This is a genomic window from Arthrobacter sp. 05N428_2 (assembly GCF_056397065.1).
In genome coordinates, this window is record NZ_JBFTMR010000007.1 from 23376 (window position 1) to 47551 (window position 24176).

25 protein-coding genes are annotated in these 24176 nt (G+C 67.8%); 8 read left to right on the forward strand and 17 right to left on the reverse strand.

Features of this window, described 5'->3' with window-relative positions:
- The first annotated feature begins 96 nt into the window (after window positions 1–96).
- Entirely contained in the window at window positions 97–876 is a 780-nt protein-coding gene (locus AC1DGI_RS09510) for a DUF72 domain-containing protein (RefSeq protein WP_476898612.1), read from the forward strand.
- Between the two features lie 50 nt (window positions 877–926).
- Window positions 927–2009: an App1 family protein gene (locus AC1DGI_RS09515; protein ID WP_476898613.1), complete on the forward strand. Its 1083-nt coding sequence runs from the start codon at window positions 927–929 to the stop codon at window positions 2007–2009.
- Here AC1DGI_RS09515 and AC1DGI_RS09520 read toward each other — a convergent pair.
- The 4 genes from AC1DGI_RS09520 to AC1DGI_RS09535 form a co-directional block, all read right to left on the reverse strand.
- Entirely contained in the window at window positions 2006–3592 is a 1587-nt protein-coding gene (locus tag AC1DGI_RS09520; protein ID WP_476898614.1) for a GH1 family beta-glucosidase, read from the reverse strand. The two genes, AC1DGI_RS09515 and AC1DGI_RS09520, sit on opposite strands and share 4 nt — an antisense overlap.
- Window positions 3593–3670: 78 nt before the next feature.
- Window positions 3671–4060, reverse strand: a complete 390-nt coding sequence (locus AC1DGI_RS09525; protein WP_441402309.1) for a hypothetical protein — start codon at window positions 4058–4060, stop codon at window positions 3671–3673.
- A gap of 61 nt (window positions 4061–4121) precedes the next feature.
- Window positions 4122–4466 carry a J domain-containing protein gene (locus AC1DGI_RS09530; RefSeq protein WP_441402308.1) on the reverse strand — a complete coding sequence of 115 codons (345 nt, stop codon included), beginning with the start codon at window positions 4464–4466 and terminating at the stop codon, window positions 4122–4124.
- A 119-nt stretch (window positions 4467–4585) separates the two neighbouring features.
- The gene (locus AC1DGI_RS09535; RefSeq protein WP_441402313.1) at window positions 4586–5011 is read right to left on the reverse strand and encodes an Hsp20/alpha crystallin family protein; all 426 of its coding nucleotides are present in this window, start codon (window positions 5009–5011) and stop codon (window positions 4586–4588) included.
- Window positions 5012–5246: 235 nt separating this feature from the next.
- Here AC1DGI_RS09535 and AC1DGI_RS09540 point away from each other — a divergent pair, with 235 nt between their 5' ends.
- Window positions 5247–5534 carry a MerR family transcriptional regulator gene (locus AC1DGI_RS09540; protein ID WP_441402307.1) on the forward strand — a complete coding sequence of 96 codons (288 nt, stop codon included), beginning with the start codon at window positions 5247–5249 and terminating at the stop codon, window positions 5532–5534.
- Between the two features lie 66 nt (window positions 5535–5600).
- Here AC1DGI_RS09540 and AC1DGI_RS09545 read toward each other — a convergent pair whose 3' ends face one another.
- Window positions 5601–6383: a phosphatase PAP2 family protein gene (locus tag AC1DGI_RS09545; protein WP_441402312.1), complete on the reverse strand. Its 783-nt coding sequence runs from the start codon at window positions 6381–6383 to the stop codon at window positions 5601–5603.
- Between the two features lie 223 nt (window positions 6384–6606).
- On the opposite strand from AC1DGI_RS09545, the gene AC1DGI_RS09550 reads away from it, so the two are divergent.
- Window positions 6607–6816 carry a hypothetical protein gene (locus tag AC1DGI_RS09550; protein ID WP_476898615.1) on the forward strand — a complete coding sequence of 70 codons (210 nt, stop codon included), beginning with the start codon at window positions 6607–6609 and terminating at the stop codon, window positions 6814–6816.
- A gap of 141 nt (window positions 6817–6957) precedes the next feature.
- Here the strand turns inward: AC1DGI_RS09550 and manD are convergent, their stop codons facing one another.
- The 7 genes from manD to AC1DGI_RS09585 form a co-directional block, all read right to left on the reverse strand.
- Entirely contained in the window at window positions 6958–8187 is a 1230-nt protein-coding gene (gene manD, locus AC1DGI_RS09555) for a D-mannonate dehydratase ManD (RefSeq protein WP_476898616.1), read from the reverse strand.
- Between the two features lie 58 nt (window positions 8188–8245).
- On the reverse strand, window positions 8246–9232 hold the full coding sequence (locus AC1DGI_RS09560) for a sugar kinase (protein ID WP_441403054.1): 987 nt from the start codon (window positions 9230–9232) through the stop codon (window positions 8246–8248).
- On the reverse strand, window positions 9229–9903 hold the full coding sequence (locus AC1DGI_RS09565) for a bifunctional 4-hydroxy-2-oxoglutarate aldolase/2-dehydro-3-deoxy-phosphogluconate aldolase (protein WP_476898617.1): 675 nt from the start codon (window positions 9901–9903) through the stop codon (window positions 9229–9231). The genes AC1DGI_RS09560 and AC1DGI_RS09565 overlap by 4 nt, the downstream gene beginning before the upstream one ends.
- 5 nt (window positions 9904–9908) lie before the next feature.
- Window positions 9909–11057 carry a galactonate dehydratase gene (dgoD, locus tag AC1DGI_RS09570; protein ID WP_354235108.1) on the reverse strand — a complete coding sequence of 383 codons (1149 nt, stop codon included), beginning with the start codon at window positions 11055–11057 and terminating at the stop codon, window positions 9909–9911.
- A 7-nt stretch (window positions 11058–11064) separates the two neighbouring features.
- On the reverse strand, window positions 11065–11949 hold the full coding sequence (locus tag AC1DGI_RS09575) for a carbohydrate ABC transporter permease (protein WP_441403250.1): 885 nt from the start codon (window positions 11947–11949) through the stop codon (window positions 11065–11067).
- Window positions 11946–12935 (reverse strand): carbohydrate ABC transporter permease, encoded by a 990-nt coding sequence (locus tag AC1DGI_RS09580; RefSeq protein WP_476898618.1) that lies wholly within the window; start codon window positions 12933–12935, stop codon window positions 11946–11948. Before AC1DGI_RS09580 ends, AC1DGI_RS09575 begins: the two co-directional genes overlap by 4 nt.
- Window positions 12936–13042: 107 nt before the next feature.
- Window positions 13043–14338 carry an ABC transporter substrate-binding protein gene (locus AC1DGI_RS09585; protein WP_441401450.1) on the reverse strand — a complete coding sequence of 432 codons (1296 nt, stop codon included), beginning with the start codon at window positions 14336–14338 and terminating at the stop codon, window positions 13043–13045.
- 134 nt (window positions 14339–14472) lie between these two features.
- Between AC1DGI_RS09585 and AC1DGI_RS09590 the strand changes: the two genes are divergently transcribed.
- Window positions 14473–15210 (forward strand): FadR/GntR family transcriptional regulator, encoded by a 738-nt coding sequence (locus AC1DGI_RS09590; RefSeq protein WP_441401452.1) that lies wholly within the window; start codon window positions 14473–14475, stop codon window positions 15208–15210.
- 83 nt (window positions 15211–15293) lie between these two features.
- On the opposite strand, the gene AC1DGI_RS09595 is transcribed toward AC1DGI_RS09590, so the two are convergent.
- Entirely contained in the window at window positions 15294–16166 is an 873-nt protein-coding gene (locus AC1DGI_RS09595; protein WP_476898619.1) for an NAD-dependent epimerase/dehydratase family protein, read from the reverse strand.
- A gap of 147 nt (window positions 16167–16313) precedes the next feature.
- Between AC1DGI_RS09595 and AC1DGI_RS09600 the strand changes: the two genes are divergently transcribed.
- Window positions 16314–16778: a universal stress protein gene (locus tag AC1DGI_RS09600; RefSeq protein ID WP_441401456.1), complete on the forward strand. Its 465-nt coding sequence runs from the start codon at window positions 16314–16316 to the stop codon at window positions 16776–16778.
- A gap of 106 nt (window positions 16779–16884) precedes the next feature.
- Here AC1DGI_RS09600 and AC1DGI_RS09605 read toward each other — a convergent pair whose 3' ends face one another.
- Complete coding sequence (locus tag AC1DGI_RS09605) at window positions 16885–18207, reverse strand: phosphoribosyltransferase family protein (RefSeq protein ID WP_476898620.1); 1323 nt, start codon at window positions 18205–18207, stop codon at window positions 16885–16887.
- A gap of 100 nt (window positions 18208–18307) precedes the next feature.
- Complete coding sequence (mgtA, locus tag AC1DGI_RS09610) at window positions 18308–21055, reverse strand: magnesium-translocating P-type ATPase (protein ID WP_476898621.1); 2748 nt, start codon at window positions 21053–21055, stop codon at window positions 18308–18310.
- 294 nt (window positions 21056–21349) lie between these two features.
- Between mgtA and AC1DGI_RS09615 the strand changes: the two genes are divergently transcribed.
- Complete coding sequence (locus AC1DGI_RS09615) at window positions 21350–22084, forward strand: GAF and ANTAR domain-containing protein (protein ID WP_441401816.1); 735 nt, start codon at window positions 21350–21352, stop codon at window positions 22082–22084.
- On the opposite strand, the gene AC1DGI_RS09620 is transcribed toward AC1DGI_RS09615, so the two are convergent.
- Window positions 22081–22788 carry an esterase/lipase family protein gene (locus AC1DGI_RS09620; RefSeq protein WP_441401815.1) on the reverse strand — a complete coding sequence of 236 codons (708 nt, stop codon included), beginning with the start codon at window positions 22786–22788 and terminating at the stop codon, window positions 22081–22083. The two genes, AC1DGI_RS09615 and AC1DGI_RS09620, sit on opposite strands and share 4 nt — an antisense overlap.
- Window positions 22785–23582: an alpha/beta fold hydrolase gene (locus AC1DGI_RS09625; RefSeq protein ID WP_476898622.1), complete on the reverse strand. Its 798-nt coding sequence runs from the start codon at window positions 23580–23582 to the stop codon at window positions 22785–22787. Before AC1DGI_RS09625 ends, AC1DGI_RS09620 begins: the two co-directional genes overlap by 4 nt.
- A gap of 280 nt (window positions 23583–23862) precedes the next feature.
- Between AC1DGI_RS09625 and AC1DGI_RS09630 the strand changes: the two genes are divergently transcribed.
- Window positions 23863–24129, forward strand: a complete 267-nt coding sequence (locus tag AC1DGI_RS09630) for a hypothetical protein (RefSeq protein ID WP_476898623.1) — start codon at window positions 23863–23865, stop codon at window positions 24127–24129.
- Window positions 24130–24176: the final 47 nt, after the last annotated feature.

Consider the following 24176-nt stretch of genomic DNA (forward strand, 5'->3'; position numbering starts at 1 on the left):
TGCCGCGGGACGAAGATCCCGTCCCCGAGCCGCGGGCCGCGGCTCCCGCCGACCGCAGGCTGGGCGCGGCCGCTCTGGCGGGGCTACGATCCCAACATGCCGGAACAGGACTCGGGGGCACCCCACAACGGAGCATCACACCGCGGAGTGCCGCAGATCGGAACCAGCGGCTGGAGCTATGACCACTGGGAGAACGTGCTCTACCCGCACGGGCTGCCGGCCCGGGACCGGCTGGCCCACTACGCGTCCCGTTTCACCACGGTGGAGCTCAACGCGAGCTTCTACCGCTGGCCGCGGGAGAGCTCGTTCGCCAGTTGGCAGCGTCGCCTTCCGGAGGGCTTCGCCATGTCCGTCAAGGCCCCGCGGGGGCTGAGCCACGGGAAGAAGCTGTACGGGCCGGAGCTCTGGACGGAGCGGATCGGCCGCGGCTGGCACGAACTGGGGAACAAACGCGCCGTGCTACTGGTGCAACTGCCGCCGGATTTTGCCCGCGACGACGCCCGGCTGGACTACTTCCTGGCCGCGCTGCCGGACTGGATCCGCGTGAGCGTGGAGTTCCGCCACGCCAGCTGGGACCACCCGGCGGTGTACGAGCTGTTGGAACGGCACGGCGCTGCGTACTGCGTCATGAGCGGCGCCCACCTGCCCTGCATCCTGCGGGCTACCGCACCCTTCGTCTACGTCCGGCTGCATGGACCGGACCGGGAGCACCTTTACGCCGGGTCCTATTCCGATCAGGAGCTGGGCTGGTGGGCGGACCGGATCTGCGAGTGGCAGGGCGCAGGCAGGGACGTTTTCGCCTATTTCAACAACGACGGCGACGGCAACGCGGTGCGCAACGCCACCACGCTGCGCGAACTCCTGGGAGACGCCTGACCGGCTGACGCAATCGCCGGCCCGCCACCGCGCTGTGGGAGAGTGGAACCATGGAATTTGCGTCGCAGGAACCAGCCCGGGAACGACCGCAGCCCCCGAAGGTCTCGGGCAGCCAGGCCTTCCGGCTGGCCCACCTGGTCTCGGACACGGTCAACCGCTTCCGCCTCAAGGCCGCCAGAAGCTGGAAGTTCAGCCCGCAGACCATCGCCTACCAGGGCTACGGCTCCACCGAGTGGGTGCGGGTGCTGGGCCGCGTGGTGCTCACCAGCAGGCCGGTACCCGGCAGCCGGGCGGAGCAGGCAGCGCAGAACGGCAACCAGAACGTCCGCGGCTGGCGCGCCTTCACGTCGGTGCCGATCCAGTTCGCCGAGGTGGACATCGAGATCGGCGGCGTCACCGCCCGGGTGCACGCCGACCGGGGCGGCATCGTGGACACTGTCGTCGCGGTCGCCCTTTCGCCCGGCTGGCACAGCGCGGTGCTGCGGGCCGAAGGCACCGAGCCGGCCCACACGATGATCTATGTCATCGCCCCGGACACCACTCTGGGCATCGTCTCGGACATTGACGACACGATCATGGTCACCGCCCTCCCTCGGCCGTTCCTGGCCCTGTGGAACACCTTTGTGCTTAACGAACGCGCCCGGATGGCCACGCCGGGCATGGCCGTCCTGATGGACCGGCTGCTGGCGGAACACCCCGAAGCGCCGGTGATCTACCTGTCCACCGGACCGTGGAACGCCGCCCCGACCCTGGCGCGCTTCATCACACGCAACATGTACCCGTCAGGCACCCTGCTGCTCACGGACTGGGGACTCACCAATGACCGGTGGTTCCGCAGCGGGCAAGACCATAAGCGCATGAATCTGGAGTTGCTGGCCAAGGAGTTCCCGAACATGCGCTGGCTCCTGTTCGGCGACAACGGCCAGCACGATGAGGCCATCTATTCCCAGTTCGCCCAAGAACACGGCGACCGGGTGGCCGCGATCGGCATCCGCCAGCTCTCCGCCGGGGAGTCCGTGCTGGCCGGCGGCCATTCCGAGAGCGGCGACCACACCGGCTCTACCGTCCCGTGGGTCTACTCGCCCGACGGCGCCGGCCTGGCCAAGCGTCTGCAGGAGCTGGAACTCCTCTAGCCGGCGGCAGGGGCTCCGGCGGCGGGGCTCCCGGACCCGGCCGTGCTACCCGTTTCGGCAGCGGATCCCGGGGTGGTTCCGGTTTCGGCCGCGGTCTCCGTTTCGGCGACGCCGGCGGTGGTTGCCGTTTCGGCCCCGGACTCCGTCCTGTTCCGGGCCGCCAGGAGTTCGCGGAGCCAGTGGAAGGACGCCTTCGGCGTACGCACCATCGTGTCCCGGTCAACGTGCAGCAGGCCGAACTGCTGCTTGTAGCCGGCGGACCACTCAAAGTTGTCCAGCAGCGACCACACATAGTAGCCGCGCAAATCAATCGATTCGGCCGCACCGCCGGGCGAAGTTGCCTCGATGGCGGCTTGGAGGTGTTCGGCGAGGTACCGGACGCGGCGCTCGTCCGGGACGATCAGCCGGCCGTCGGCGTCGTGGATCTCCAGGTCCTCGAAGCTGGCACCGCCCTCGGTGATGTAGACCGGCGGCAGTTCCGGGTAGCGTTCGGCCATTTCCGCCAGCGCCACCGCCATGTAATCCGGCTTGATCGGCCAACCGTAGGCGGTGATCTCGGTGTCGGGGAAGCTCTGGATGTGGAACGGGGTGCCGGCGCCGCCGTTCAAGTCGTTGCCCATGGCCTCGGCCATCCCCTCGGGCATCGTGCCGTCACCGGGCCCGGCGCCCACCCGCGTCGGCATGTAGTAGTTCAATCCGTAGAAGTCCAGGGGCTGCGAGATCAGCTCCAGGTCTTCGCTGGACGGGCTGAACGAGGAGAAGAAGGTGGCGGCCCGGATGGCGTCCGGGTACTTGCCCAGCAGGACGGGGTCCGCGTACAGGCGGTTCTGAGCCATGTCCATGAGCCCGGCGCTGACCTTGTCCAACGGGTTGATGGAGGCAGGGACCATCGGTGAATAGACGTTGGTCAGGCCGATCTCGCCGGGTACCTTCGCGGCCCGCAGCGCCTGCATCGCCAGCCCGTGGCCCAGCAACTGGTGGTGGACGCTCGGCAGCGCCCTGAGCATGTGGGCTTCTCCCGGCGAGTGCAGGCCCAGCATGTAGCCGTTGGCGCTCACCGTCGCCGGTTCGTTGATGGTCACCCAGCGCGCAACCCGGTCCCCGTAGGCTGCGGCGGCGATAGCGGCGAATTCCCCCAGCCGGTAGGCGGTGTCACGGTTCATCCAGCCGCCGGCCTCGTCCAGCTCCAGCGGCGTGTCCCAGTGGTAGAGGGTGGCCATTGGGGTGATCCCGTTGGCCAGCAGCAGGTCGATCAGCCGGTCATAGAAGTCCAGCCCCTTGGGGTTTACCGGCCCGCTTCCGCCGGGCTGGATGCGCGGCCAGGACAGCGAGAACCGGTACGAATCGACGCCCAGTTCCTTCATCAGCGCCACGTCTTCGGGCATCCGATGGTAGTGATCCGTGGCAATCGCGGGGCTGTGGTCGTTGACGATCATGCCGGGCTGGGCAGCAAAGACGTCCCAGCCCGAGGGCCCGCGCCCGTCCTCGTCCAATGCCCCCTCGATCTGAAAGGCGGCCGTGGCCACGCCCATGGTGAAACCGGGCGGCAGAATGGCAGCCAGATCGTGGGCCGAAGCGTTCATGCGGCAAGTCCCCTATGCAGTTGCTGGTCGTTGGTTGATTTTAGGCCCCGGCGGTTGACTGCGCCACAACCGGCACGGTCAATACGTGGCGGCCTCCGGCCCGAACAGGAACTCCTTGGCGTGGGCCACGGCCTTTCTGAAGGCGTCGTTCCGCAGGCTCAGCAGCTGCTCCGCCTCGTCGGCCGCGGGCTCCAGGTAGCCGGTGAAGCCGGGCCTCAGCACCCAGATATCCCCGGCCGGCGGCAAATAAAACACCCCGAAGGAGCGCTCCTGGGTCTCCCCAGCACCCCAGATCGGCACAACCGCCAACGCAGCCCCGGTATCCGGGTTGATCCATTGGGCCCGCGGAAGGGGCAGTTCGTGGGCTTCCGGGTCCAGGAACGGCGCTGTGCCCGTGCCCCACCGTTGCTCGAACCGTTCGTGGAAGGCAGGCATCAGGTGTGAATCGTAACGCCGCCATGCGCTCATGGCTATGCTCCCTCTCCTCTGCTGTTGTCAGCGTGCGTAAAGACCGACGTCGGCGGCCGCATCACTCGGGTCCCCGCTCCCACCGCACCGGCGTCACCCGCAATGCCGGCTGCCGGACTGGGTGGACGCGCACCGGGATTTCCCGACCTTCGGCCCCTGCACTGCCCGGCCGGACTGCCAGGGCCGCAGGGTCGTACGCCGCCCGGGCTTGCGGACTCCGCAGGACTGCGAATGCCTCGAGGATGCGCCGCACCTCATCCCCGCCGTCGAAAGCGGCAGCCGCGGAGGCATCGACGTCAGGATGCCGCTGCCGCATCAGCGCACGAAAGGAGTGCTGGATCTCCGCCAGCGTCGCATCCGGCGTGACGTGCAGCGCCGCGTAGAGACCGCGCGGGTCACGGTTCATCGCTTCACCCCATTGACTGGACCAGGCTGGATTCGGCCAGAGGGCGGGGATCCGGCCCCGGCCCAGGGTCGGCCGGGTCCCCGCCCGCAGCTGGCGGCAGGACGGCACCTGCCGCCAGGTTACTTGCCGATCTCCTGTAGCTTGTCCTGCGTGTGTTCAATTTCAATCTTGCGCGGCTTGGCCTTCTCCAGCACCGGGATGCGGAGCGTGAGCACGCCGTCGGAATAGCTCGCCTTGACCTTCTCGGTGTCCAGCGTGTCGCCCAGAATGAGCTGGCGGCTGAAGACCCCGCGCGGCCGTTCCGAGGCGATCAGTTCGACATTGGGCTGGGTCGGATCACGCCTTTCAGCCTTGACCGTCAGGACATTGCGCTCGATATCCAGATCCACCGAGTCAACACTGACGCCGGGAAGGTCGAAGGCGACGACGAATTCGCCGTCTTCCTGCCAGGCGTCCATCGGCATGGTCGCGGGCCTTGCCGGGGTTCCGAAGACTTGCTGGGTCAGCCGGTCCAGTTCACGGAACGGATCCGTACGCATCAACATCATTTCCCACTCCTTCAAACATGAGTCCTGAGTCATTTCCTTGCCTATCCGGCCCACCGTTATCTGTGGTGGCGGATATAGATTTTTTATAGCACCAGTGCCAGACTGATGCAAGGCACGAACGGGTGCGCCCGGAACGCGCCGGAACGGCACGGATGCACAGCACCCGACGTGACGGAACGCGCCGGAACGGCACGTGACGGCCAGGGACGGCAAGGGACGGTGAAGGAGCACGGTGACTGAGGGTCGGCAAGAACTGGGTCTTTACGCTATTTCTGTCGTGGCCCAACTGGTCGGGACCGGGCAGCAGAACATCAGGCTCTACGAACGGAAGGGCCTACTCACGCCGGATCGGACCGCCGGGGGAACACGGCAGTACAGCAATGCCGATCTGGCGGTTTTGCGGCGGATCAGCGAACTCCTCGAGGACGGCCTGAATCTCGCCGGCGTGGCCAAGGTGCTGGAACTGGAGGCCGTCAACGCCAGGCTCCGCGCGGAGCTTAGGCGGCGCGGGCCGCGCTAGCTCCGCGCGTTCCGCCGCCGGCCTGCCGCCCGTCGGCGCGGCCCCGGGGTCCGAGCGGCCTGCCGCTTACTCCCCGCCGGATTCGCGCTTGGAGAGTGTGCCGGTCACTTGTTCTCCCCGGATCCGGGCGGTTCGCCAGGTGTCCAGCAAGATCACCGCGCCCAGGATCACGAAGGAGAGGGACAGCGAGGCGAGGGCGTCGGTGGTCCAGTGGTAGCCGAGGTAGAGCCGGCTCATGGCGGCGAAAAAGATCCCAACGCCGGCCAGCACGAAACCCAAGACGGCGGCCGTCGGGTTCTTCCGGCGCGAGAAGACCAGGAAGGCCGTAATCAGGAGGAAATCGCACGCGCCCAGGACATGCCCGGAGGGGAACGAGAACGTGGTGTCCGCTCCGAACAGCATGAGGTCCACGGGCGGGCGCTGCCGGCCCACGGTGCGGCCGATGAGCTGCGCCAGGATGACCCCGGTCAGCATGGCGCCGGCGAGCACCAGCGGCCGCCAGGCATGCTTGGCAAGCAGCCCCCAGGCCACGGTCACCACGAGGATGATGATCGGCAGCCCAATCGGGCCGAAGATGATGGCCAGGATGATCATGATGGTCGTGGCGGGCTCTCCCCGCAGCGCGACGAGCCCGGAGCGGACCGGCTCGTCGACCGTGCTGATGCCGTCGTGCTGCAGGACGCTGACCAGGATGAACGTGAACAACACGGCGCCGAGAACCATCAGTCCGACGCCAATCCGGTAGAGATTCCGCCGCGCCTCTACACTCATGAAGCGCTCCTCGACCACGAACTTCTCGTGGAAGACACGCCACCAGCCCGACGATTTTCCTGTTTGGTCATGAGCCATGGACCGCGTCCGCCTCTGCACAGTGGGTGAATATTTGTTCCGTGAAGATTATCGCGGTTTCGGCGCCGGGCGCTCCACGGCCGCTGGCGCCGAACCGACACCCAGTGGTCGGAAAATAATCGGCACGGGCCGCCGGGCGTGGTGAGTTGACTCACGTTTAAATCAGACGTTATCCTCGAGGCAACCGGGGCCGCCCCGCCACCACCTCCAGAAGGACAGCTCGATGACGACTGCAAGCGAATGCATTGAGATCCGCGTCGACAGCCGCCGCTTGCTGGATGACCGGCTCAACGAAGCGGTCCAGGGACTGCAGCGTCTCGCGATGCTCACGGGCACCCACGGCATCCTGCTGACCCGTCACCGGCCCGGCCACTACACCGCCGCCCTCTCGGACCAGGTGCCCTTCGGGATGACGCGGGAAATCGTCCACTAAGCTGCGCCGGCGGGCCCGGGCGGAAACGCGCCGGGCCATAACAGACCAGGTCCCGGGCGGCTGAGCATCGACTCGCCGCCCGGGACCTTTTTGGTTTCCGTTGCCGTTCAGCAGCCGCTGCAGTTCAGCAGCCGTGGCCGTTCACCAGTCGTGGACCGTTCCGTCGAGGAGGCGGTTGTAGGGCAGGTAGGCCTGCTGGTACGGGTAGGCCGCGGCGGCTTCGGCGTTGAATTCGACGCCGATGCCGGGGGTCTCGCCCGGGTGCAGGTAGCCGTCCACGAACGTCATGGACTGCTCGAAGACCTCGTTGGTCGCGTCCGAGTGCTGCATGTATTCCTGGATCCCGTAGTTGTGGATCGCCAGGCCCACGTGCAGCTGCGCGGCGAACCCGACCGGGGAAATGTCCGTGGGCCCGTGGAACCCGGACTTGACCTGGTACTGCGCGGCGTAGTCCATCACCTTCTTCAACGGCGAGATCCCGCCGAAGTGCGTGGACGCGGCCCGGACATAGTCGATCAGCTGTTCCTTGATCAGGGCCTGGAAGTCGTACACGGTGTTGAAAACTTCGCCGATCGCCAGCGGCGTCGTCGTGTGGGACCGGACCAGGCGCAGCGCCTCCTGGTTCTCCGCCGGAGTGCAGTCCTCCAACCAGAACAGGTCATAGGGCTCCAGCGCCTTGCCCAGCTTCGCGGCCTGGATCGGGGTCATCCGGTGGTGCCCGTCATGCAGCAAAGGGATTTCCGGGCCGAACTCGTTCCGCACCGCCTCGAACACCGTGGGCAGGTGCCGCAGATACGCCCGGGTGTCCCAGTCCTCTTCCTGCGGGAACGCTCCCCGGCCGGCCGGCTCATAGTCATACCGCTCCCCCGAGGCCTGCGCCTGCGCCGCGACCCCGTACACGGCCTTGATCCCCGGCACCGCGCTCTGAATCCGGATCGACTTGTACCCCAGCTCCAGGTGCTCCCGGACCGAATCGAACAACGACTCCAGGTCCGAACCCGAGGCGTGCCCGTACGCGCGCAACCCGTTCCGGGACGCCCCGCCCAACAGCTGGTACACCGGCATGCCCGCCAGCTTGCCCTTGATATCCCACAACGCCATGTCCACCGCCGCGATCGCGGCCATCGTCACCGGCCCGCGGCGCCAATACGCGCTCCGGTACAGGAACTGCCAGGTATCCTCGATCCGGTGCGGATCCTTCCCGATCAGCAACTGCGCAACATGCTCCCGCAGGTACGCCGCGACGGCCAGCTCACGCCCGTTCAACGTCGCATCACCAATCCCGGTCACACCATCCTCCGTGGTGATCCGCAACGTCACAAAGTTCCGGGAGGGGCTGGTCACAAACACTTCCGCAGCAATAATTTTCACAGTCTGGTCCTGCTTTCTGTGTCGGCCGGAACGAGTCCGGAATCGGGGTTGGGGTGGCTTAGCGCTGGGTGCTTCCGTCCGGGGCTGCAGCCAGCAGCGCCAGTTCCGCGGCGCTGGGCAGGCCCTCGCAGTCCCCGGCGGTGCTGACGGCGAACGCGCCCGCGAGGGTGCCGCGCTGGAGGCGGGCGGCGACGTCGCCGCCGTCGAGCAGTGCGGACAGGTAGCCGGCGGTGAACGCGTCTCCGGCTCCGACGGTGTCGATACTGGTCACCGGCACGGCGGGGGCTTCCCAGCGCCCGGCGGTGGTGTGAACGCCGGCTCCTGCGGCGCCGCGCTTGACCACGACCTCCCGGACACCGCGGTCCAGGAGCTCGGCGGCCATGGCAAGTTCCGCGGCGTCAGTGCCGGCCCCCTCGCCGGCCCCGGCAGCCGCACCGGGGCCAGCGGCGACCAGTTCGAGTTCGTCGTCGGAAGCGATCAAGACGACGGCGTGCCGGGCGAGCGGGGTAAGGACGGCGCGGGCCTCGTCGCGGGACCACAGCTTGCTCCGGTAGTTGACATCGAGGGACACCAACAGGCCCTCGGCGCCGCCGCGGGCGGCTGCGTATTCGACGGTCCGCCGGGCTTCGGGGCTGAGGGCCGCGGTGATGCCGGTCAGGTGCAGGGCCCGGGGGCCGGCGGCGAAGGCCCGGTCGACGTCCTCGCGGCTGATCGTGGAACCGGCGGACCCGGCCCGGTAGTAGTAGGCGCGGCTGATGTCCGCCGTCCGGCGTTCCAGGAACATCACTCCGGTGGCGCGCCCGGCGTCCACCCGGTGCTGCACCGCGATGCCCTCGCTCCGCAGCTGGCGCAGGATGAATTCGCCGTGCGGATCCGCGCCCACCACCCCGGCCCAGGCGACGCTGTGGCCCAGCCGGGCGACGCCGACGGCGACGTTGGACTCGGCCCCGGCCACGTGCATGGCGAGGCTGCCGCCGGCGGACAGCGGACCCGCCGACCGCAGCGAGACCATCGCTTCGCCGAGCGTGAGCAAATCGATGGTCACGGCCGGGGCTCCGTGCCCGGCCGCCGGCCGAACCCGGCGGCCAGGCCAACGAAAGCACGGGCGCGGTCGCGCATCGGGGTGAGGTCGCCGCCCGACCCGGCGTCGCCGAACAGCGGGCCGCCGAGGCCGACGGCGATCGCGCCGGCATCCCAGTAGCCGGCTGCCTCATTCAGTCCGACCCCGCCCACGGCGATGAAGGGGATGCCGGGGAACGGGTCGCGGAGCGCCTTGAGGTAGCCGGGGCCGCCAATAGATGCGGGGAACAGTTTCACTGCGGTGGCGCCGCGGTTCATCGCCTCGTAGGCCTCGCTGGGGGTCAGGGCCCCGGCCAGGACCGGGATTCCCAAGCGGGCGGATTCCTGGATGGAGCCTGCCAGCGACGGCGTCACCGTGAACTGGGCGCCGGCCTCGGCCACGTCTGCCACATCCGCGGCGGTCAGGACGGTGCCCGCCCCGACAAAGCAGCCGGCGGGAGCCGCGGCGCGGACCGTGCGGATCGCGGCCAGCGCGTCCGGGGTGGTCAGGGCGATTTCGACGTAGCGGAAGCCCTCTTCCATGGCCGCGAGGGCGGCCTTGGCGGCGGCCCCGCCGTCGGTGCCGCGCACGATCCCAACGAGACGGGTGCGGCGGATGCCGGCCAGCAGGAGTTCGGGGGTCAGCTCGGCTGTCATGTCGTTCACCATTCTGCGAAGGCGCCGTCGGAGTGGCGCCAGACGGGTCCGCGCCATGCGTGGCCGCGCTTGTCCGCGGCGCGGACCACGGCCTCGTCGATTTCGATGCCGAGCCCGGGCCCGGTGAGCCGCTCGATGTGGCCGTCGACGAATTTCAGCGGCGTCTTGTCCAGCACGTAGTCCAGGACTTCGGCGCCTTGGTTGTAGTGGATGCCGATGCTCTGTTCCTGGATCAGGAAGTTGGGCGTTGCGAAGCCCACCTGAAGGCAGGCAGCCAGGGCCAGCGGGCCGAGCGGGCAGTGCGGAGCCAGCTGCACCTCGTAGATTTCGGCCAGCGAGGCGATCTTGCGGACCTCGGTGATGCCGCCGGCGTGCGAGAGGTCCGGCTGTGCCACGGCGATGCCGGCCTGCAGCGCCGGCAGGAACTCCTGCCGGCTGTAGAGCCGCTCGCCGGTGGAGACCGGCGTCGTGGTCGAGGAGGTGAACTCCCGCAGCAGGTGGGTGTTTTCCGGGACCACGGGTTCCTCGAGGAAGAACGGCCGGTACGGTTCCAGCAAGGGCGCCACGCGCCGGGCGTTGGCCAGGCTGAAGCGTCCATGGAAGTCGACGGCGACGTCGCGGTGGTCCCCGAGGACCTCGCGAGCGGCAGCGACCCGGCGGACGACGCCGTCGAGCTCGGCCACCGAGGCGATCGGGCTCATCCGGCCGCTGGCGTTCATCTTCACCGCGGTGAGTCCGACTTCCAGCTGCGCGCTGATCTGGTCCGCCACCTCGTTGGGCTCGTCGCCGCCCACCCAGCCGTACATCCGGATCCGGTCGCGGACGTGGCCGCCCAGGAGCTGGTGAACGGGAGTGTTAAAGTGCTTGCCGGCGATGTCCCACAGTGCCTGGTCCAGGCCGGAGACGGCACTGGCCAGGATGGGCCCGCCGCGGTAGAAGGAGCCCTTGGTCATGACCTGCCAGTGGTCCTCGATCCGCAGCGCGTCGTTGCCGATCAGCAGCTCGGAGAGCTGGTCGACGGCGGTGCGGACGGTTTCGCTGCGGCCCTCGCAGCTGGCCTCGCCCCAGCCGACGATCCCGCTGTCAGTCTCGATCCGGACGAAGAGCCAGCGCGGGGCGACGAGGAAGGTTTCAATCCTGCTGATGCGTGTCATGTGCTGCCTAGCCCTTGGTCGCCCCGGCGGTGAGGCCGGAGACGATGTACTTCTGCGTAAAGAGCGCAATGATCATGATCGGGATGGTGACCACCGTGGCCGCCGCCATGAGTCCGCCCCAGTCGATGCTGGCGTAGGAGACGAAGTCGAAGATCGCGACCGGCAGGGTCTTGGTCTTGGAGCCGGAGAGCACCAGGGCGAACATGAAGTTGTTCCACGAGAAGATGAACGACAGAATCCCGGCGGTGGCGATGCCGGCAACGGACAGCGGCAGCGTGATGCGGCGGAACGCGCCGATCGGCGTGAGCCCGTCCACCTGGGCCGATTCCTCCAGTTCCAGCGGCATCGAATCGAAATAGCTCATCATGATGTAGACGATCAGCGGGAGGGCCACGAACATGTGGCTGAGGATCAGTACCTCGAAGCCGCCCACCATCTTCAGGTTGGAGAAGACGTAGTACCAGGGCACCAGCAGCGAAACACCCGGGATGACGCGGGCCATCAGGACCACCAGGGCCGAGCGGTGCATGGTGAATCGGCTCATGGCGTAGGCTGCCGGCACGCCAAGGACCAACGACAGGGCGGTGGAGACGAACGCCACCCAGAAGCTGTTGAAGATGAAGATGAAGTAGTTGTTGCGCTGCAGCACGTTGGCGTAGTTCTCGCCGGTGGGGGTGAAGACGAACGACTTGCCCGTGTCATAGATGTCCACGTTGGTCTTGAAGGATGCCAGCAGCATCCAGATCAGCGGGGCGACCAGGAACAGCACTACGGCGATCAGGGCCACGACCCGGAACACCTTGTAGACGCGGGTGGCGAGCGGCTTGCGGCGCCGCGGCTGGGCCGGGACGGCGGCGACGCGGGATTCGGTGGTCTGGTTCAGTACGGTCATTTGCTTACCGCTTTCTTGCGCATGGTCAGCAGCCACATGGTGATGATGATAATCATGAAGAACAGGATCAGCACCGCGGAGGAGAGTCCGTACTGGTTGTAGTCGAAGCTCAGGCCGTAGGCGTAGACGTTGAGCGTCTCCACCTCGTGGAAGGAGCCGCCGCCTTTGCCCTTGGTGGCGTAGAGGATGTCGAAGGTCTTCAGCGCGTCGATGCCGCGCAGCAGGATGGCGACGATCACGGTGGGCATCATGAGCGGCAGGGTGATGAAGAAGAAGCGCTGGAAGGCGTTGGCGCCGTCCATCCGGGCGGCTTCGTCCGGCTCCTCGGAGAGCGAGGTCAGGCCGGCCAGCAGGATCAGCACCACCATGGGGGTCCACTGCCAGATGTCCATGAAGATCGTGGTGCCCAGGGCGGTGTCCTGGCCGGAGAGCCAGGGCTGCGGCGGGATGCCGATCATGCCGAGGAGCTGGTTGGCGAAGCCGATGTTGGGGTCAAAGATCAGCCGCCACATCATGCCGACCGCCACCGGCGTGGCGACGAGCGGCAGCAGGATGGCGACCCGCACCCATTTTTCGCCGCGGAAGGGGCGCCACAGCAGCAGCGCGATGCCCATGCCCAGAACAACTTCGCAGAACAGCGCGACGCCGGTAAAGGTCAGCGTGCGGCCGACGGCGGGCCAGAACCGGTCGCCGTCGGCCAGCACCGTCGCGTAGTTCTCCAGGCCGACGAACTCGGACGCGGCGCGGACCGAGCCCTGCGAGTCGGTCAAGCTCAGGTACAGCGTCCACGCCAGCGGGAAGACGATCAGGACGCCGACGAAGATCATGGCCGGAGCGGCGAAGAGCCACTTGCGGTGCCGGTTCGCCCAGGCGGAGAAGGTATTCCGCGGCCCGGGGGTGCCGGCTGCGCCGCGGGAGGGCCCGCGGGAGGGCCCGCGGGAAGCGTCCCGCGTGGTCTCTCCGCGAGAGTTGTTCAGTACAGACATGGTTCACCTAAAGAGTTGGGGGTGAAGGTAAGAGCGTGGCCGCGGCGGGACGGCGGYYGGGCMGCCGTCCCGCCGCGCGGCGCTGCGCCCCACGCTGCGCCGAGGCGCTATTTCTTTTCGCTGTCCAGGAACTTCTGGAACGCGTCGCTCGCCGAGGCGGCTTCGGCCGAGGCGTCGGCACCGGTGATGGTGGCAACGATCGGCGCGCCGACGATCTCGCGGGCCTTGCCCACGGTGACAACCTCGGGACGGTCGTGGCCCACGCCGTTTTTGGCGCTCACGGCGATCGCGTCGGCGAGGTCCTTCGGGTAGGTGGAGGTGCCGGCCGGGTCAGCCCAGACCGAGGCGCGGGCGCCGGGGACGCCGGCCTTCTGGGCGGCCAGGGTGCGATCCTTGCTGGTGGCCCACTGGATGAACTTCCAGGCGTTGTCCTGATTGCTGGAGTTCTTGTTGATGGCCAGGCCCCACGACGGGATGTTGTACGGCTTGGAACCGGCCGGTCCGGCGGGCAGCGCGGCAAAGCCGACCTTGTCCGCGACCTTGGACTTGGCCGGATCGGTGGCGTTCTTGTAGAGCGAGTCGGCCTCGGTGTAGAAAGCGGCCTTGCCCTGGGTGAAGATCGCCATTGCCTCGGGCCAGCTCATGTCCGTGCTGACGTTCTTGGGGCCGGAGTTCTTGATCAGGCCGCCGTAGAAGGAGTATGCCTTCTTCGCCGCATCGCTGCCGATGGCGGACTTGCCGTTGGCGTCAACGAAGTCACCGCCGAAGCTGTAGAGGAAGCTGGAGAACTGCGTCACGGCTGCCGACTTGTTGGTGCGGGCCACGAAGCCTGCAGTGTCCGGGTTGGCGGCCGAGATCTTCTGGGCGGCGGCCTGGAGCTCGTCCATGGTCTTGGGAACCTGGAGTCCGGCGGCTGCCAGCAGGTCCTTGCGGTAATACAGCACTTCACGTTCGGTGATGATGGGGACGCCGACGACCTTGCCGTCAACGGTGCTGGCCTTGACCGGACCGTCCTGGTAGTCCTTCCAGTCCCAGTTCGCGTCCGCGGAAACCTTGCTGGTCAGGTCCGCGAGGTAGCCGTTCTTGGCGAACGCCTTGCCTTCCTGGAGCGGGCGGTACATCATGACGTCGATTTCGTCGCTGCCGGCGTTGAGCTTGACGTTGTACTGGTCGGACAGCTGGTCCTCGCCGAGCTGGGTCAGCTCGACCTTCAGGCCGGTGGCCTTTTCGAATTCCGGAATGGCGGCTTTGATGCCGTCGGTCCACACGTGGTTGGCCAGCGTGACCCGGACCGTGCCGGAGGTCTTGGCATCGCTGCTTCCGCTGCCGCCGCCACAGGCGGTGACGCCGAGCGACAGCGCGGCGGCCACGGCCGCATACTTCACAATTGAACGCCGCTTCATTACGACTCCCTTGTCTTCAGGGCCGGATCATCTTCCGGCCGCCGCGGATGCATCGTTACATCTGCTCTGGAGCGATCTTAGAGAAATAAAGCAGACTTATACAACCCCCTTGCGCCCATCCGTATGATTTATTTATGCAAACCCCAAAGGCGGAGTCTTCAGCTGACCTGCACTCCGCGCTCGTCCAGACCCTGGGGCTCGCGATCGCCGAGGGTAAACTGGCACCGCACTCGATCCTCCGGCTGGACGAACTCGAGGCCCAGCACAGCGTGTCGCGCTCCGTGGTGCGGGAGGCCACCCGGGTGCTCTCCTCAATGGGCATGCTCGAATCCCGGCGCCGGCTGGGCACCGTGGTGCAGCCGGAGGAATCCTGGAATCTTTATGACCCGCAGGTAATCCGCTGGCGGCTGGCCTCATCCCGGCGGGTGGACCAGCTGCGCGCCCTGAACGAACTCCGCGGCGCGATCGAGCCGCAGGCCGCCCGGCTGGCGGCCGAACGGGCCTCCCTGGATGCCGCCAGCGACCTCGTCTCTCAAGCCGCGCGGCTGTGGGCGGCCGGGCAGCGCGGCGACCAGGATGAGTTCCTGCGGCTGGACATCGAGTTCCACGCCGCCGTGCTGCACGCCTCCGGCAACCCGATGTTTTCACAGTTGCACAACCTCGTCGCGGAAGTCCTCACCGGCCGCACCGAGCACGGCCTGATGCCCCATCTGCCGCAGCACGAGGCACTCCAGCTGCACGTGGAGGTGGCCAGCGCCATCCAGCGCGGCGAGATGGACGCCGCCCACGCCGCCATGCGCCGGATCGTGGAACAGTCCACCGAAGAAATCGGCGACATCTGGTCCAGCCATCAGGACCGTTCCGCCCACTAGCCCCCAGCCACAACGCGTGGGCGCAGCTGCGGTGCATGTCAGCCCCTGATGGGAGCGGAATGACGCCGCGCTGGTCTGGTGCCTCAGTCCTCGGTGGGGGTGAGGCGCAGCGAGTGGTAGTTGCGCCAACTGTGCTCCGGTGCGTAACCCAGCAGCCGCTTGGCCTTGTCGATCGAGAGCAGGGTCTCGTGCTCGCCAAGGTCCTTGACCACCTTGACGTCCGGGAACACCTCGGCGGCCAGCTCGCTGCTGGAGCGGCTCATCACGGTGTCCTCGTTGGCGACGATGAAGGCCTCGAAGCCGGGCTTGCCGTGCGCCAGCGCCCGCGCCACTGCCTGCGCGCCGTCGCGGCCGTCAATGTAGCCCCAGAGATTCCATTTGCGCAGCCGGGCATCCGCGTCAAACGACGGGAATTCCTCGTAATCCTCCGGGTCCATCACATTGGAGAACCGCAGGCCGGTGATGCTCAGTTCCGGGTCCCAGCGGGTCAGCTGGATCGCCATCTGCTCTTCGAGGTGCTTGACCAGCGAGTAGGTGCTTTCCGGCCGAGCCGGGTACTCCTCGTCGACTGGAAGGTAAGGAGGGTCGACGTCGAACGGCAGTCCCAGCACCGTCTCACTGGAGGCGTAGACAATCCTTTTGATTCCGGCCCGGCGCGCCGCCTGGAACACGTTGTAGGTGGCCTGCATGTTGTTCTCGAACGTCGCCGCGTCGGGGGCGAGGCCCGGGGCGGGGATGGCCGCGAGGTGCACGATGGCGTCGAAGCCCTCGTGCCGGTCGTCCAGGCCAAGAATGACGTCCACCACTTGCCCGTAGTCGCGCAGGTCGACCCTGGTGAACCCCGGCCTCCGGTCGCCCGTTTGGTCAAGGGTGGTGACGTGGTGGCCGTCGTCGACGAGCCGACGGACTACGTTCCTGCCGAGCTTTCCACTTCCTCCGGTCACTGCAATTCTCATCGGGTTCTCCTCGGTGGTTGGGCGGCTGCCGTTCCCACCCTAGAACGGACGGCACCCGCGGCGCACCCCGTCCGGGCAAAGGGGCCCGTGCCGCGCGGTGACCTTTGGCCCTAGCCGCTGCCGGGACCACGGGGAAAGGTGGATGCCATGAGCGGAGATCAGCGGATCGTCGTGGGCGTGGACGGCTCCGAGTTTTCAACGACGGCGCTCCGGCTAGCCGGACGCCTGGCCACCAGCCTGAACGCCCCGCTGGAGGTCGTCACCTGCCTGGGCAGTTCGGATTTCTTCCTCGCATCCCACCTGCCCGAGGAGCGCACCCCCTCGGCCGGCGAACTTGACGAGACAGCCAAGCGCCTCGTGGAGGAATCGCTGGAACGGGCCTTCGGGGACTCCCGCCCGGAGCGGCTGACCCGACAGGTCAAATTCGGCCAGCCCGCCAAAGTCCTGATCGACGAGAGCCGGGACGCCCAGCTGCTGGTTGTCGGACGGCGTGGCCGGGGCGGCTTTCTCGCCCAGGTCATGGGCTCCGTCAGCGGCGCGTGCGCGGCGCATGCCTATTGCCCTGTGCTGGTGGTCGGCCAGGACGCGACCGAAGGACAGCCCGCCGGATAAGGACGGGTCCCATCCAGCTCGCAGTTGTTGTCACTCTGAGCCGTCAAAACGACAGCAACTGCCGGTCAGTTGGACGGGCGGGATGGCTCCTAATGCGTCCGGCCGGTCACGGCAGCAGGTAATCCTTGAACCAGTCGCGGGCCAGGATGGCTGCCGCGGCCAGGGTCCCGGGTTCCTCGAACAGGTGGGTGGCGCCCTGGACCACGGCAAGCTGGTTGGGGCACCGCATCATGGCCTTGGCCTTGCGGTTGAGCTCCAGCACCTCTTGGTCGAGGCTGCCCACAATCAGCAGCGTCGGCGCACGGACCGCGGACAGCCGCGGACCGGCCAGGTCGGGACGGCCGCCGCGGGAGACGACGGCGGCGGTCCGGGCGGACGGCTCGGACGCGGACCACAGGGCGGCCCCGGCCCCCGTGCTCGCCCCGAAATACCCGATGCGGCTGGCCGCGGTGTCCTCCCTGGTACCCAGCCAGTCGGCCGCTGAGGAGAGCCGCCGCGCCAGTAACTCGATGTCGAAGACGTTGGCACGGTCGCGTTCCTCCGCCGGCGTGAGCAGGTCAAGCAGCAGGGTGCCCAGCCCGGCCCGCTGAAGCAGGCCGGCCACGAGCCGGTTCCGCGGACTGTGCCGGCTGCTGCCGCTCCCGTGGGCGAAGACAACCACACCGCGGGCCGGCGCGGTCAGGTGCAGCTGGCCGTGGAGCCGCACGCTCCGGGACGGGATTTCCACCTCCTCGTCGAATTCGACGGGGTCTCCGGCCGCCGCCGACCCGGCCGCCGGCGGTGCATCCTTCAGGCGGCGGGCGGCGTCGTCGAGAAGCTGGATCACCTCGTCGTCCTCGGTCGGCGAGAAGTCCCGGTAGTGATAGCCGACGGCGGAAAACTCCCGGGGCGTGGCCAGGCAGACCACATCGTCGGGTTCGCTCAGGCTCGCCAGGGTGTCGGCCGGGGCCACCGGAACCGCAAGGATCACCCGGGCGGCGCCCAGTTTCCGGGCGATCCGGCAGGCCACCCTGGCGGTGGACCCGGTGGCGATGCCGTCGTCGACGATCACCGCAATGCGCCCGGTCAGGTCCTGGCGGGGACGGCCCTGCCGGAACCGGGCCACCCGGTTCTCAAGCACGGCGCGTTCGTGATCCTCGACCGCCGCCAGTTCCTGGTCGCTGACTCTGGCCTGTGCCAGCACATGCGCCTCCAATACCCTGGCGCCGTCCTCGCCGATGGCCCCCATGGCGAGCTCGGGCTGGTACGGGAGACCGAGTTTCCGCACCACGATCACGTCCAAAGGGGCATCCAGGGCCGCGGCGACCTCGAACGCCACCGGAACTCCCCCGCGCGGGATGCCGAGAACCACGATGTCCCTGCCGCGAAGGTCTGAAAGCCGCCTCCCCAGTTGCCGCCCGGCGTCGATCCTGTCTTCAAAAACGCTCATTGTCTTGGCTTTCCAATCGGGCGCCGGCCCCGGGCTCACCCGGCAATGCGCTCCGCAGGGCCGGGGATCGGACCAGGTGGCCGCTTCCTCCCACTATCCGTCAGGAGTTCCGAGGATGTGAGGGCCCTTGTACCCGGTTTGCCTTGGGCCGGCCGGGCCTGCCCCGCCTGGGTGCCAGCGGACCCCTGCGGGAATGCCGGGTCCTGGGCTCCGTGGTGCTGAAGCGGGCGGCACGGCGGGCCACATGGTGGTCTGCTCCCCGCCGCCGGACCCTGGGCAGTACCGGTGCGGCGGGCTGCTGCGCGGAACGGGAGAAGAACCACTGCTTGGCCAGTTCCACCAGCACCAGGTAGACCACTGTCATGCCCAGCAGCGCCAGGAAGAAGGGAACCGGCAGCGGGTCAAAGCCGAGGACGCCGGCCAGCGGGGACAACGGAAGGTAGATGCCCAGGGCCACCACGCCCAGCGAGGCGAACAGCAGCCCGACGGAGGGGCGGCTGCGCAGGAACGGTACCCGGCGGGTCCGGATCGCGAAGATGATCAGCGTCTGGGTCGCGATTGACTCGATGAACCAGCCGGCCCGGAACTCCCCCGGAACGGCGTCGAAGACGAACAGCATAAGGGCGAACGTCGCGAAGTCGAAGACCGAGCTGATGGGCCCGAAGAGGAACATGAAGCGCCGGATGAAGGCAATGTTCCAGTGCGCCGGTGCCAGCAGTTGTTCCTTGTCCACCCGGTCCCCCGGAATGGCCAGCTGGCCGCTGTCGTAGAGCAGGTTGTTGAGCAGGATCTGTCCCGGCAGCATCGGCAGGAAACTCAGCACCACGGATGCTGTGGCTGCGCTGAACATGTTGCCGAAGTTGCTGGAGGTGCCCATCAGCACGTACTTGATGGTGTTGGCGAAGATCCGCCGGCCTTCCATCACGCCATCGGCCAGCACGCCGAGGTCCTTGTCCAGCAGGACGACGTCGGCGGCGTCCTTGGCGACGTCGGTGGCGCTGTCCACGGAGATGCCGATATCCGCCTGGTGCAGCGCGAGCGCGTCGTTGACGCCGTCGCCCATGAACCCAACCGCTCCGCCGCTCTGGCGCAGCAGTCGGATAATCCGGGCCTTCTGCTCCGGCGAAACGCGGGCAAAGATGCTGGCCTCGCGGGCCGCGGCGGCGAGCACCGGGTCGGACATGGTCTCGGCCTCGACGCCGGTGATGGTTCCGCCGGACAGCACGCCCAGCTGCTGGCAGACCTTCTCGGCCACCTTGGCGTTGTCGCCAGTGGCGATTTTGACCGTGATGCCCAGCGCGTTGAGCCGGTCCAGGGACTCCTTCGCGTTGGCCTTGGGCCGGTCGAGGAAGACGAGGAAGCCGGCCAGGGTCAGGTCCTTCTCGTCGGCCGGCGAGATGTCTTCTATTCCGGCGGCGGCCCGGGTGGCGACGGCCACCACGCGGGAACCGGCGTCGAATTGCTCATCCAGCAGGGCCTGCACCTTGGCCGGCGTGGCGCCGCACAGTGCCAGGACGTCCTCCGGCGAGCCCTTGGTGATGATCCGGGCGGGGCCGCCGGCGTCGCGGACCAGCACGCTGGTCCGCCGGCGCTGATGGTCGAAGTCGATCACGTCGAGTCGCTGGTAGCGCGAGGGTTCGAAGGCAGCGGCCTCCGGTGACTCCCAGAGCGCGGCGTCCAGGGGGTTTTGCCCCAGGACTGACCGTTTCGCTTCGGTGTAGTCGGCCTCGGTGGCGAGCAGCCCGAGGGTGAGTAGCTCTCCCGGGGATAGGGCGCCGGTCACCGGCAGGGCGGCGGTGAAGCCGATCCGGCCCTCTGTCAGGGTCCCGGTCTTGTCGGTGACGAGGATGTCCATGTCGCCGAGATCCTCGATGCAAACCAGCCGCTTGACCAGCACCTTGCGTTTGGCCAGCTGCCTGGTCCCCGTCGCCAGGCTCGTGCTGACGACGGCGGGCAGCAACTGCGGGGTGATGCCCACGGCAATGGCCAGGGAGAACAGCAGCGACTCGAGCACGGGGCGGTGCAGAAGCAGGTTCGCGATAAAGATGAGCGAGGTCAGCCCGACGGCCACCTGCAGCAGGAGGAAGGAGAAGCGCTTGAGGCCAAGTTGGAATTCCGTCTGCGGCTGGCGTTCGCCCAGGCCGAGTGCGATCCGGCCGAATTCGGCCCGGCCGCCCGTGGCCACCACCGCCCCGGTGCAGTTGCCGGACTGGATCACGGTGCCCATGAACAGGCAGGACGTGAGGTCACCGAGCGCGGCGCCGTCCGCCACCGGGGCAGGATCCTTGCCGACCGGCAGCGACTCGCCGGTCAGGATGCTCTCGTCGCAGAGCAGGTCCTTGGCGGTCAGCAGGCGAAGATCGGCCGGGATGATCGCACCAAGCCCCAGTTGCACGACGTCGCCGGGCACCAAGGCGGTCACGTCCACCTCGCAGGCGGCGCCGTCGCGGAGCACGACGGCGGTGTGCGTGACACGTGAATGCAACGCCTCGGCCGCGCGTTCGGCGCGGAACTCGTTGCTGAAGCCCAGGCCCACACTGACCAGCAGGATCACGCCGATCACGATCGAGTTGGTGGCGTCTCCTAGTGAGAGCGAGAGCGCGGCGGTGATGAGCAGGAGGATCAGGATGGGGCTGCGGAACTGCCGCCCGAGCACTGCCCAGCCGCTGGCCTCGTGCGTGCGGACCGCGTTCGGCCCGATCACGGCGAGCCGCTCCGCCGCGTCGGCTGCGGCCAGGCCGCCCGGCGCCGAGCCCAGCTGGGCGAGCACCGTGGCCGCCTCGGTCCGGGCGGCGTCGGCGATGGTCAGTGGCGGGGAGATCGACTCCCTCACGTCGAGCTGTGGCATGCAGAATCCGTCCAGAGACCTCAAGTTAACGCTAAGACTACGTCGGGACGCGTTCTGCGTCATTCGGTGACGCGGCGGCGTGCGACGGGCTCCGGAATCCCTTTGAACTCTTGGCCAACTCCGGACAAAGCGCCACCGAAGTTTTGTATATACTTTGTACCGGTACGGTTTAGCAGAAGGCCGTTGGACAGTTCTTCGATCCGGCTTTGCTGCCGCTACCGCCGCAATATTTCGCTGCTGCGGCCCGCCGCGCCACCGGATCGCTTCGACCCGAGTGAAACGGCATCAAGGCAAGTGGTAAACGAGTCAACCGCAAAATCGATCAACGAGCGCTTACATGAGCTGGTGCTCAACAGCGCCGACGTGGAGGAATTCCTCGGCGAACTGGCCCGGGTTTCGGCCCGCAGCCTGTCCGAGCCCGGAGACGAAATCCTGTGCGGGATCACGCTGGTCCGGCAGCGGAAAGCCGCCACCGTGGCCAGCAGCAGCGCAACCGCTCAGGCCATGGATGAGATCCAGTACGGCTTCAGCGACGGCCCCTGCGTGGCGGCGTCCCGGGAGCAAGTCACCGTCCATATCGCCGATCTGGACACGGACGGGCGCTGGCCCCAGTGTGCCGCCATAATCCGGGAGCACGGCATGCGGTCCATCCTTGCCGTGCCGTTCCTGCTCGACGGCGACACCCGGGCAGCGCTGAATCTGTACTCGCACCGGCCGAACCGCTTTGACGAGCGGGCCCGGGAGCTGGCGAGCATCTTCGTGAGCCAAACCTCGATGGCGCTCCGGTTGGCAGTGCAATTCGCGCACTTCAGCGAGACAGCGGACCACCTCAAGGCGACCCTGGAGACGCGCACCAGCATCGACGTCGCGGTCGGCATCATCATGGCGCAGAACCGTTGCAGCCAGGCCGAAGCCTTCGATCTGCTCAGGGCGGCGTCCAGCACGCGCAACGTCAAGCTCCACACCGTTGCCGTGGGCATCGTGGACGCATTGGGCCAGGGTCCGATGCGGACCCACTTCGAGGGCTAGCTGCGGTAACCGGTGTCCGCTGCTGCGGGGGTCGGCGCGGCCGCTTCTGCCAGAACGGTGCGGAGGGTGACCTCGTGGGCGAGGATCCGGAAGTGGCCGCCGGTGTCCAGCTGCACGTTCCGGGCTCCGGGCAGCACGCTGCCTTCGGGGATGTGCGGATCGAAGAGCCCGTAGATGGAGGTAATGCGCTCGTTGACACGCTGCTCGCGGGACAGTTGGAGGGTGACGGCGTTGCGCGGCGACAAGGCCCGCAGGCTCGGGAGGAGCATGAAGCCCGCGTACCGGGAGCCGGAGAAAGGCGAGGCGACGGCCACCATCCGGGAGATGCGCAGCTCCGGATCGAGTGAAGTCATCGCGAACTTGCCGATCAGCCCTCCCTTGCTGTGGGCGACAACGAGGGTGTCGGTGAGGTCCCGGTCCCGGAGGTACTCGGCAATCAGGCCCGCAGCCTTCGGGACCTCGAGCCGGTTCCGTTGCAGTACGGTAACCACGTGCACCGGATGCCCCGCGCCCTGCAGCTTCCGGATCAGCGGCAGCATGAAGCGCCAGTCTTCGAAGATGCCGGGGATTACGACGACGGGCCGGCCGGCGCCGCCGAGGAACTCATCCGGGCTGACTCGGGACACCGCGCTGCGAAGTTGCCGCCCGACGGCGTAGGCGTAGTCTCGGACCCACCAGCCGGCGATCTGGAACACTGTGCTCACGCGGTGAACTCCCGCGGCGTCTCGCGTCCGGCGGGAAGGCCCTGGGCGAAGGCGAGGATGGAGCCTGCCACCTCGACGGCGCGGTTGTGCTGGACCACGTGTCCGGTCCCCTCGATTTCCACGAACCGGGCGGTGGCTGCCCGGGAGGCGAGCCGGTGGCACCAGTCCGTTGGGGCCACCGGATCGTGCTCGCCCCGCAGGACCAGGACGTCGGCCGCGACTCCGCCGATTCTTTCGTCCAGGTGGTAGTTCATCATGAGCCGCAGGTTCTTGAGATACCAGCTTGGCCCGCAGCGGAGATAGTCGGTGAAGACCAGGGCGTTCGAGGAAGGACTCTCGAAAAAAAGGCAGTCCCGGGCCAGCGCCAGCGCCTGCTGCGCCACGGTGCGCCGCTGGTCGTTGACCACCGGGCCCATCAGGACCACGTGCGGAATCCGTTTGGGCTGTTGGCGCGCGGCTTCGACCGCGAACTGGGTCCCCATCGAGTGGCCGACGACGACGAATTCCAGCACTCCCAGTTGCTCGAGGGCACCGAGGATGTAGGTGGCGTGCTCCGCCACGCTGAGCGTGTGCTCCGGCCTGGGGGTAGCGCCGAAGCCGGGCAGATCGATCGAATAGGTGTCCACCGACTTGGCCAGCAAACCGTGGAGCCGCTCCAGGTAGCGATGCGATGCACCGATCCCGTGGACCAGGACGACGGCGGGTGCAGCCGCTGTGCCGGGCGTCCGCCGGGAGGCGAAGACGTGGCCAAGGTGGCCTGCGGCCTCGACCTCGAAGCGCACGGGGCTGCTCATGGGAAATCTCGTTTCTGCTCGTCGCCGCTGTTCGGCTTGTAGTAAGCATACTGACAATCGTCCGGTAGCCGGGTGCGCGGGTTTGGGTGCGCCGAGCCGCACGCAGCCGCCATTTCGACGGCCCGCCGCCTGGCCCACGTGCAGATACAGCTTGCGGGCATGGAACCGTCGAATCGGCGGGCAAGCCTGGGCCGCCGCCCTGTACGCACGCGCGGGGGCAGTTGTAGCTTGGGAGGGACCCTCAAGGGGAAATCACGGCAGGCCAACATCGGAGGAGCGCATGGGCAACAAGCCGATCGAACCGGAAGACATCGTGAGCGACGGGGTGGAAGCGGACGGGAAGCCTCTCCCCCGCGACGGCGGCGGGGCCGACGACGGCGCGGCGACGCCGTCCGACGCTTCAGAAGGCGCCAGATCTGAAAATGCCGCGGCAGGAGGCGCCGCGGCAGGAAGCGGAGACTCACAGAAGGTGCCGGGACCGGCCGAGGAGCAGGACGAACAGGCGGCGGACGACCGCGGCCTGACCACCGACACCAGCCCGGACTGAGACCGCGCCCAGGGCTGCCGGTCGGCCCAGGCTGCCGGTCGGCCGGG

Coding starts and splice junctions, on each gene's coding strand:
- AC1DGI_RS09510 (WP_476898612.1), top strand. CDS start 97: ATGCCGGAACAGGACTCGGGGGCACCCCACAACGGAGCATCACACCGC.
- AC1DGI_RS09515 (WP_476898613.1), top strand. CDS start 927: ATGGAATTTGCGTCGCAGGAACCAGCCCGGGAACGACCGCAGCCCCCG.
- AC1DGI_RS09520 (WP_476898614.1), bottom strand. CDS start 3,592: ATGAACGCTTCGGCCCACGATCTGGCTGCCATTCTGCCGCCCGGTTTC.
- AC1DGI_RS09525 (WP_441402309.1), bottom strand. CDS start 4,060: ATGAGCGCATGGCGGCGTTACGATTCACACCTGATGCCTGCCTTCCAC.
- AC1DGI_RS09530 (WP_441402308.1), bottom strand. CDS start 4,466: ATGAACCGTGACCCGCGCGGTCTCTACGCGGCGCTGCACGTCACGCCG.
- AC1DGI_RS09535 (WP_441402313.1), bottom strand. CDS start 5,011: ATGTTGATGCGTACGGATCCGTTCCGTGAACTGGACCGGCTGACCCAG.
- AC1DGI_RS09545 (WP_441402312.1), bottom strand. CDS start 6,383: ATGGCTCATGACCAAACAGGAAAATCGTCGGGCTGGTGGCGTGTCTTC.
- AC1DGI_RS09550 (WP_476898615.1), top strand. CDS start 6,607: ATGACGACTGCAAGCGAATGCATTGAGATCCGCGTCGACAGCCGCCGC.
- AC1DGI_RS09565 (WP_476898617.1), bottom strand. CDS start 9,903: ATGACAGCCGAGCTGACCCCCGAACTCCTGCTGGCCGGCATCCGCCGC.
- dgoD (WP_354235108.1), bottom strand. CDS start 11,057: ATGACACGCATCAGCAGGATTGAAACCTTCCTCGTCGCCCCGCGCTGG.
- AC1DGI_RS09575 (WP_441403250.1), bottom strand. CDS start 11,949: ATGACCGTACTGAACCAGACCACCGAATCCCGCGTCGCCGCCGTCCCG.
- AC1DGI_RS09580 (WP_476898618.1), bottom strand. CDS start 12,935: ATGTCTGTACTGAACAACTCTCGCGGAGAGACCACGCGGGACGCTTCC.
- AC1DGI_RS09585 (WP_441401450.1), bottom strand. CDS start 14,338: ATGAAGCGGCGTTCAATTGTGAAGTATGCGGCCGTGGCCGCCGCGCTG.
- AC1DGI_RS09590 (WP_441401452.1), top strand. CDS start 14,473: ATGCAAACCCCAAAGGCGGAGTCTTCAGCTGACCTGCACTCCGCGCTC.
- AC1DGI_RS09595 (WP_476898619.1), bottom strand. CDS start 16,166: ATGAGAATTGCAGTGACCGGAGGAAGTGGAAAGCTCGGCAGGAACGTA.
- AC1DGI_RS09600 (WP_441401456.1), top strand. CDS start 16,314: ATGAGCGGAGATCAGCGGATCGTCGTGGGCGTGGACGGCTCCGAGTTT.
- AC1DGI_RS09605 (WP_476898620.1), bottom strand. CDS start 18,207: ATGAGCGTTTTTGAAGACAGGATCGACGCCGGGCGGCAACTGGGGAGG.
- mgtA (WP_476898621.1), bottom strand. CDS start 21,055: ATGCCACAGCTCGACGTGAGGGAGTCGATCTCCCCGCCACTGACCATC.
- AC1DGI_RS09625 (WP_476898622.1), bottom strand. CDS start 23,582: ATGAGCAGCCCCGTGCGCTTCGAGGTCGAGGCCGCAGGCCACCTTGGC.
- AC1DGI_RS09630 (WP_476898623.1), top strand. CDS start 23,863: ATGGGCAACAAGCCGATCGAACCGGAAGACATCGTGAGCGACGGGGTG.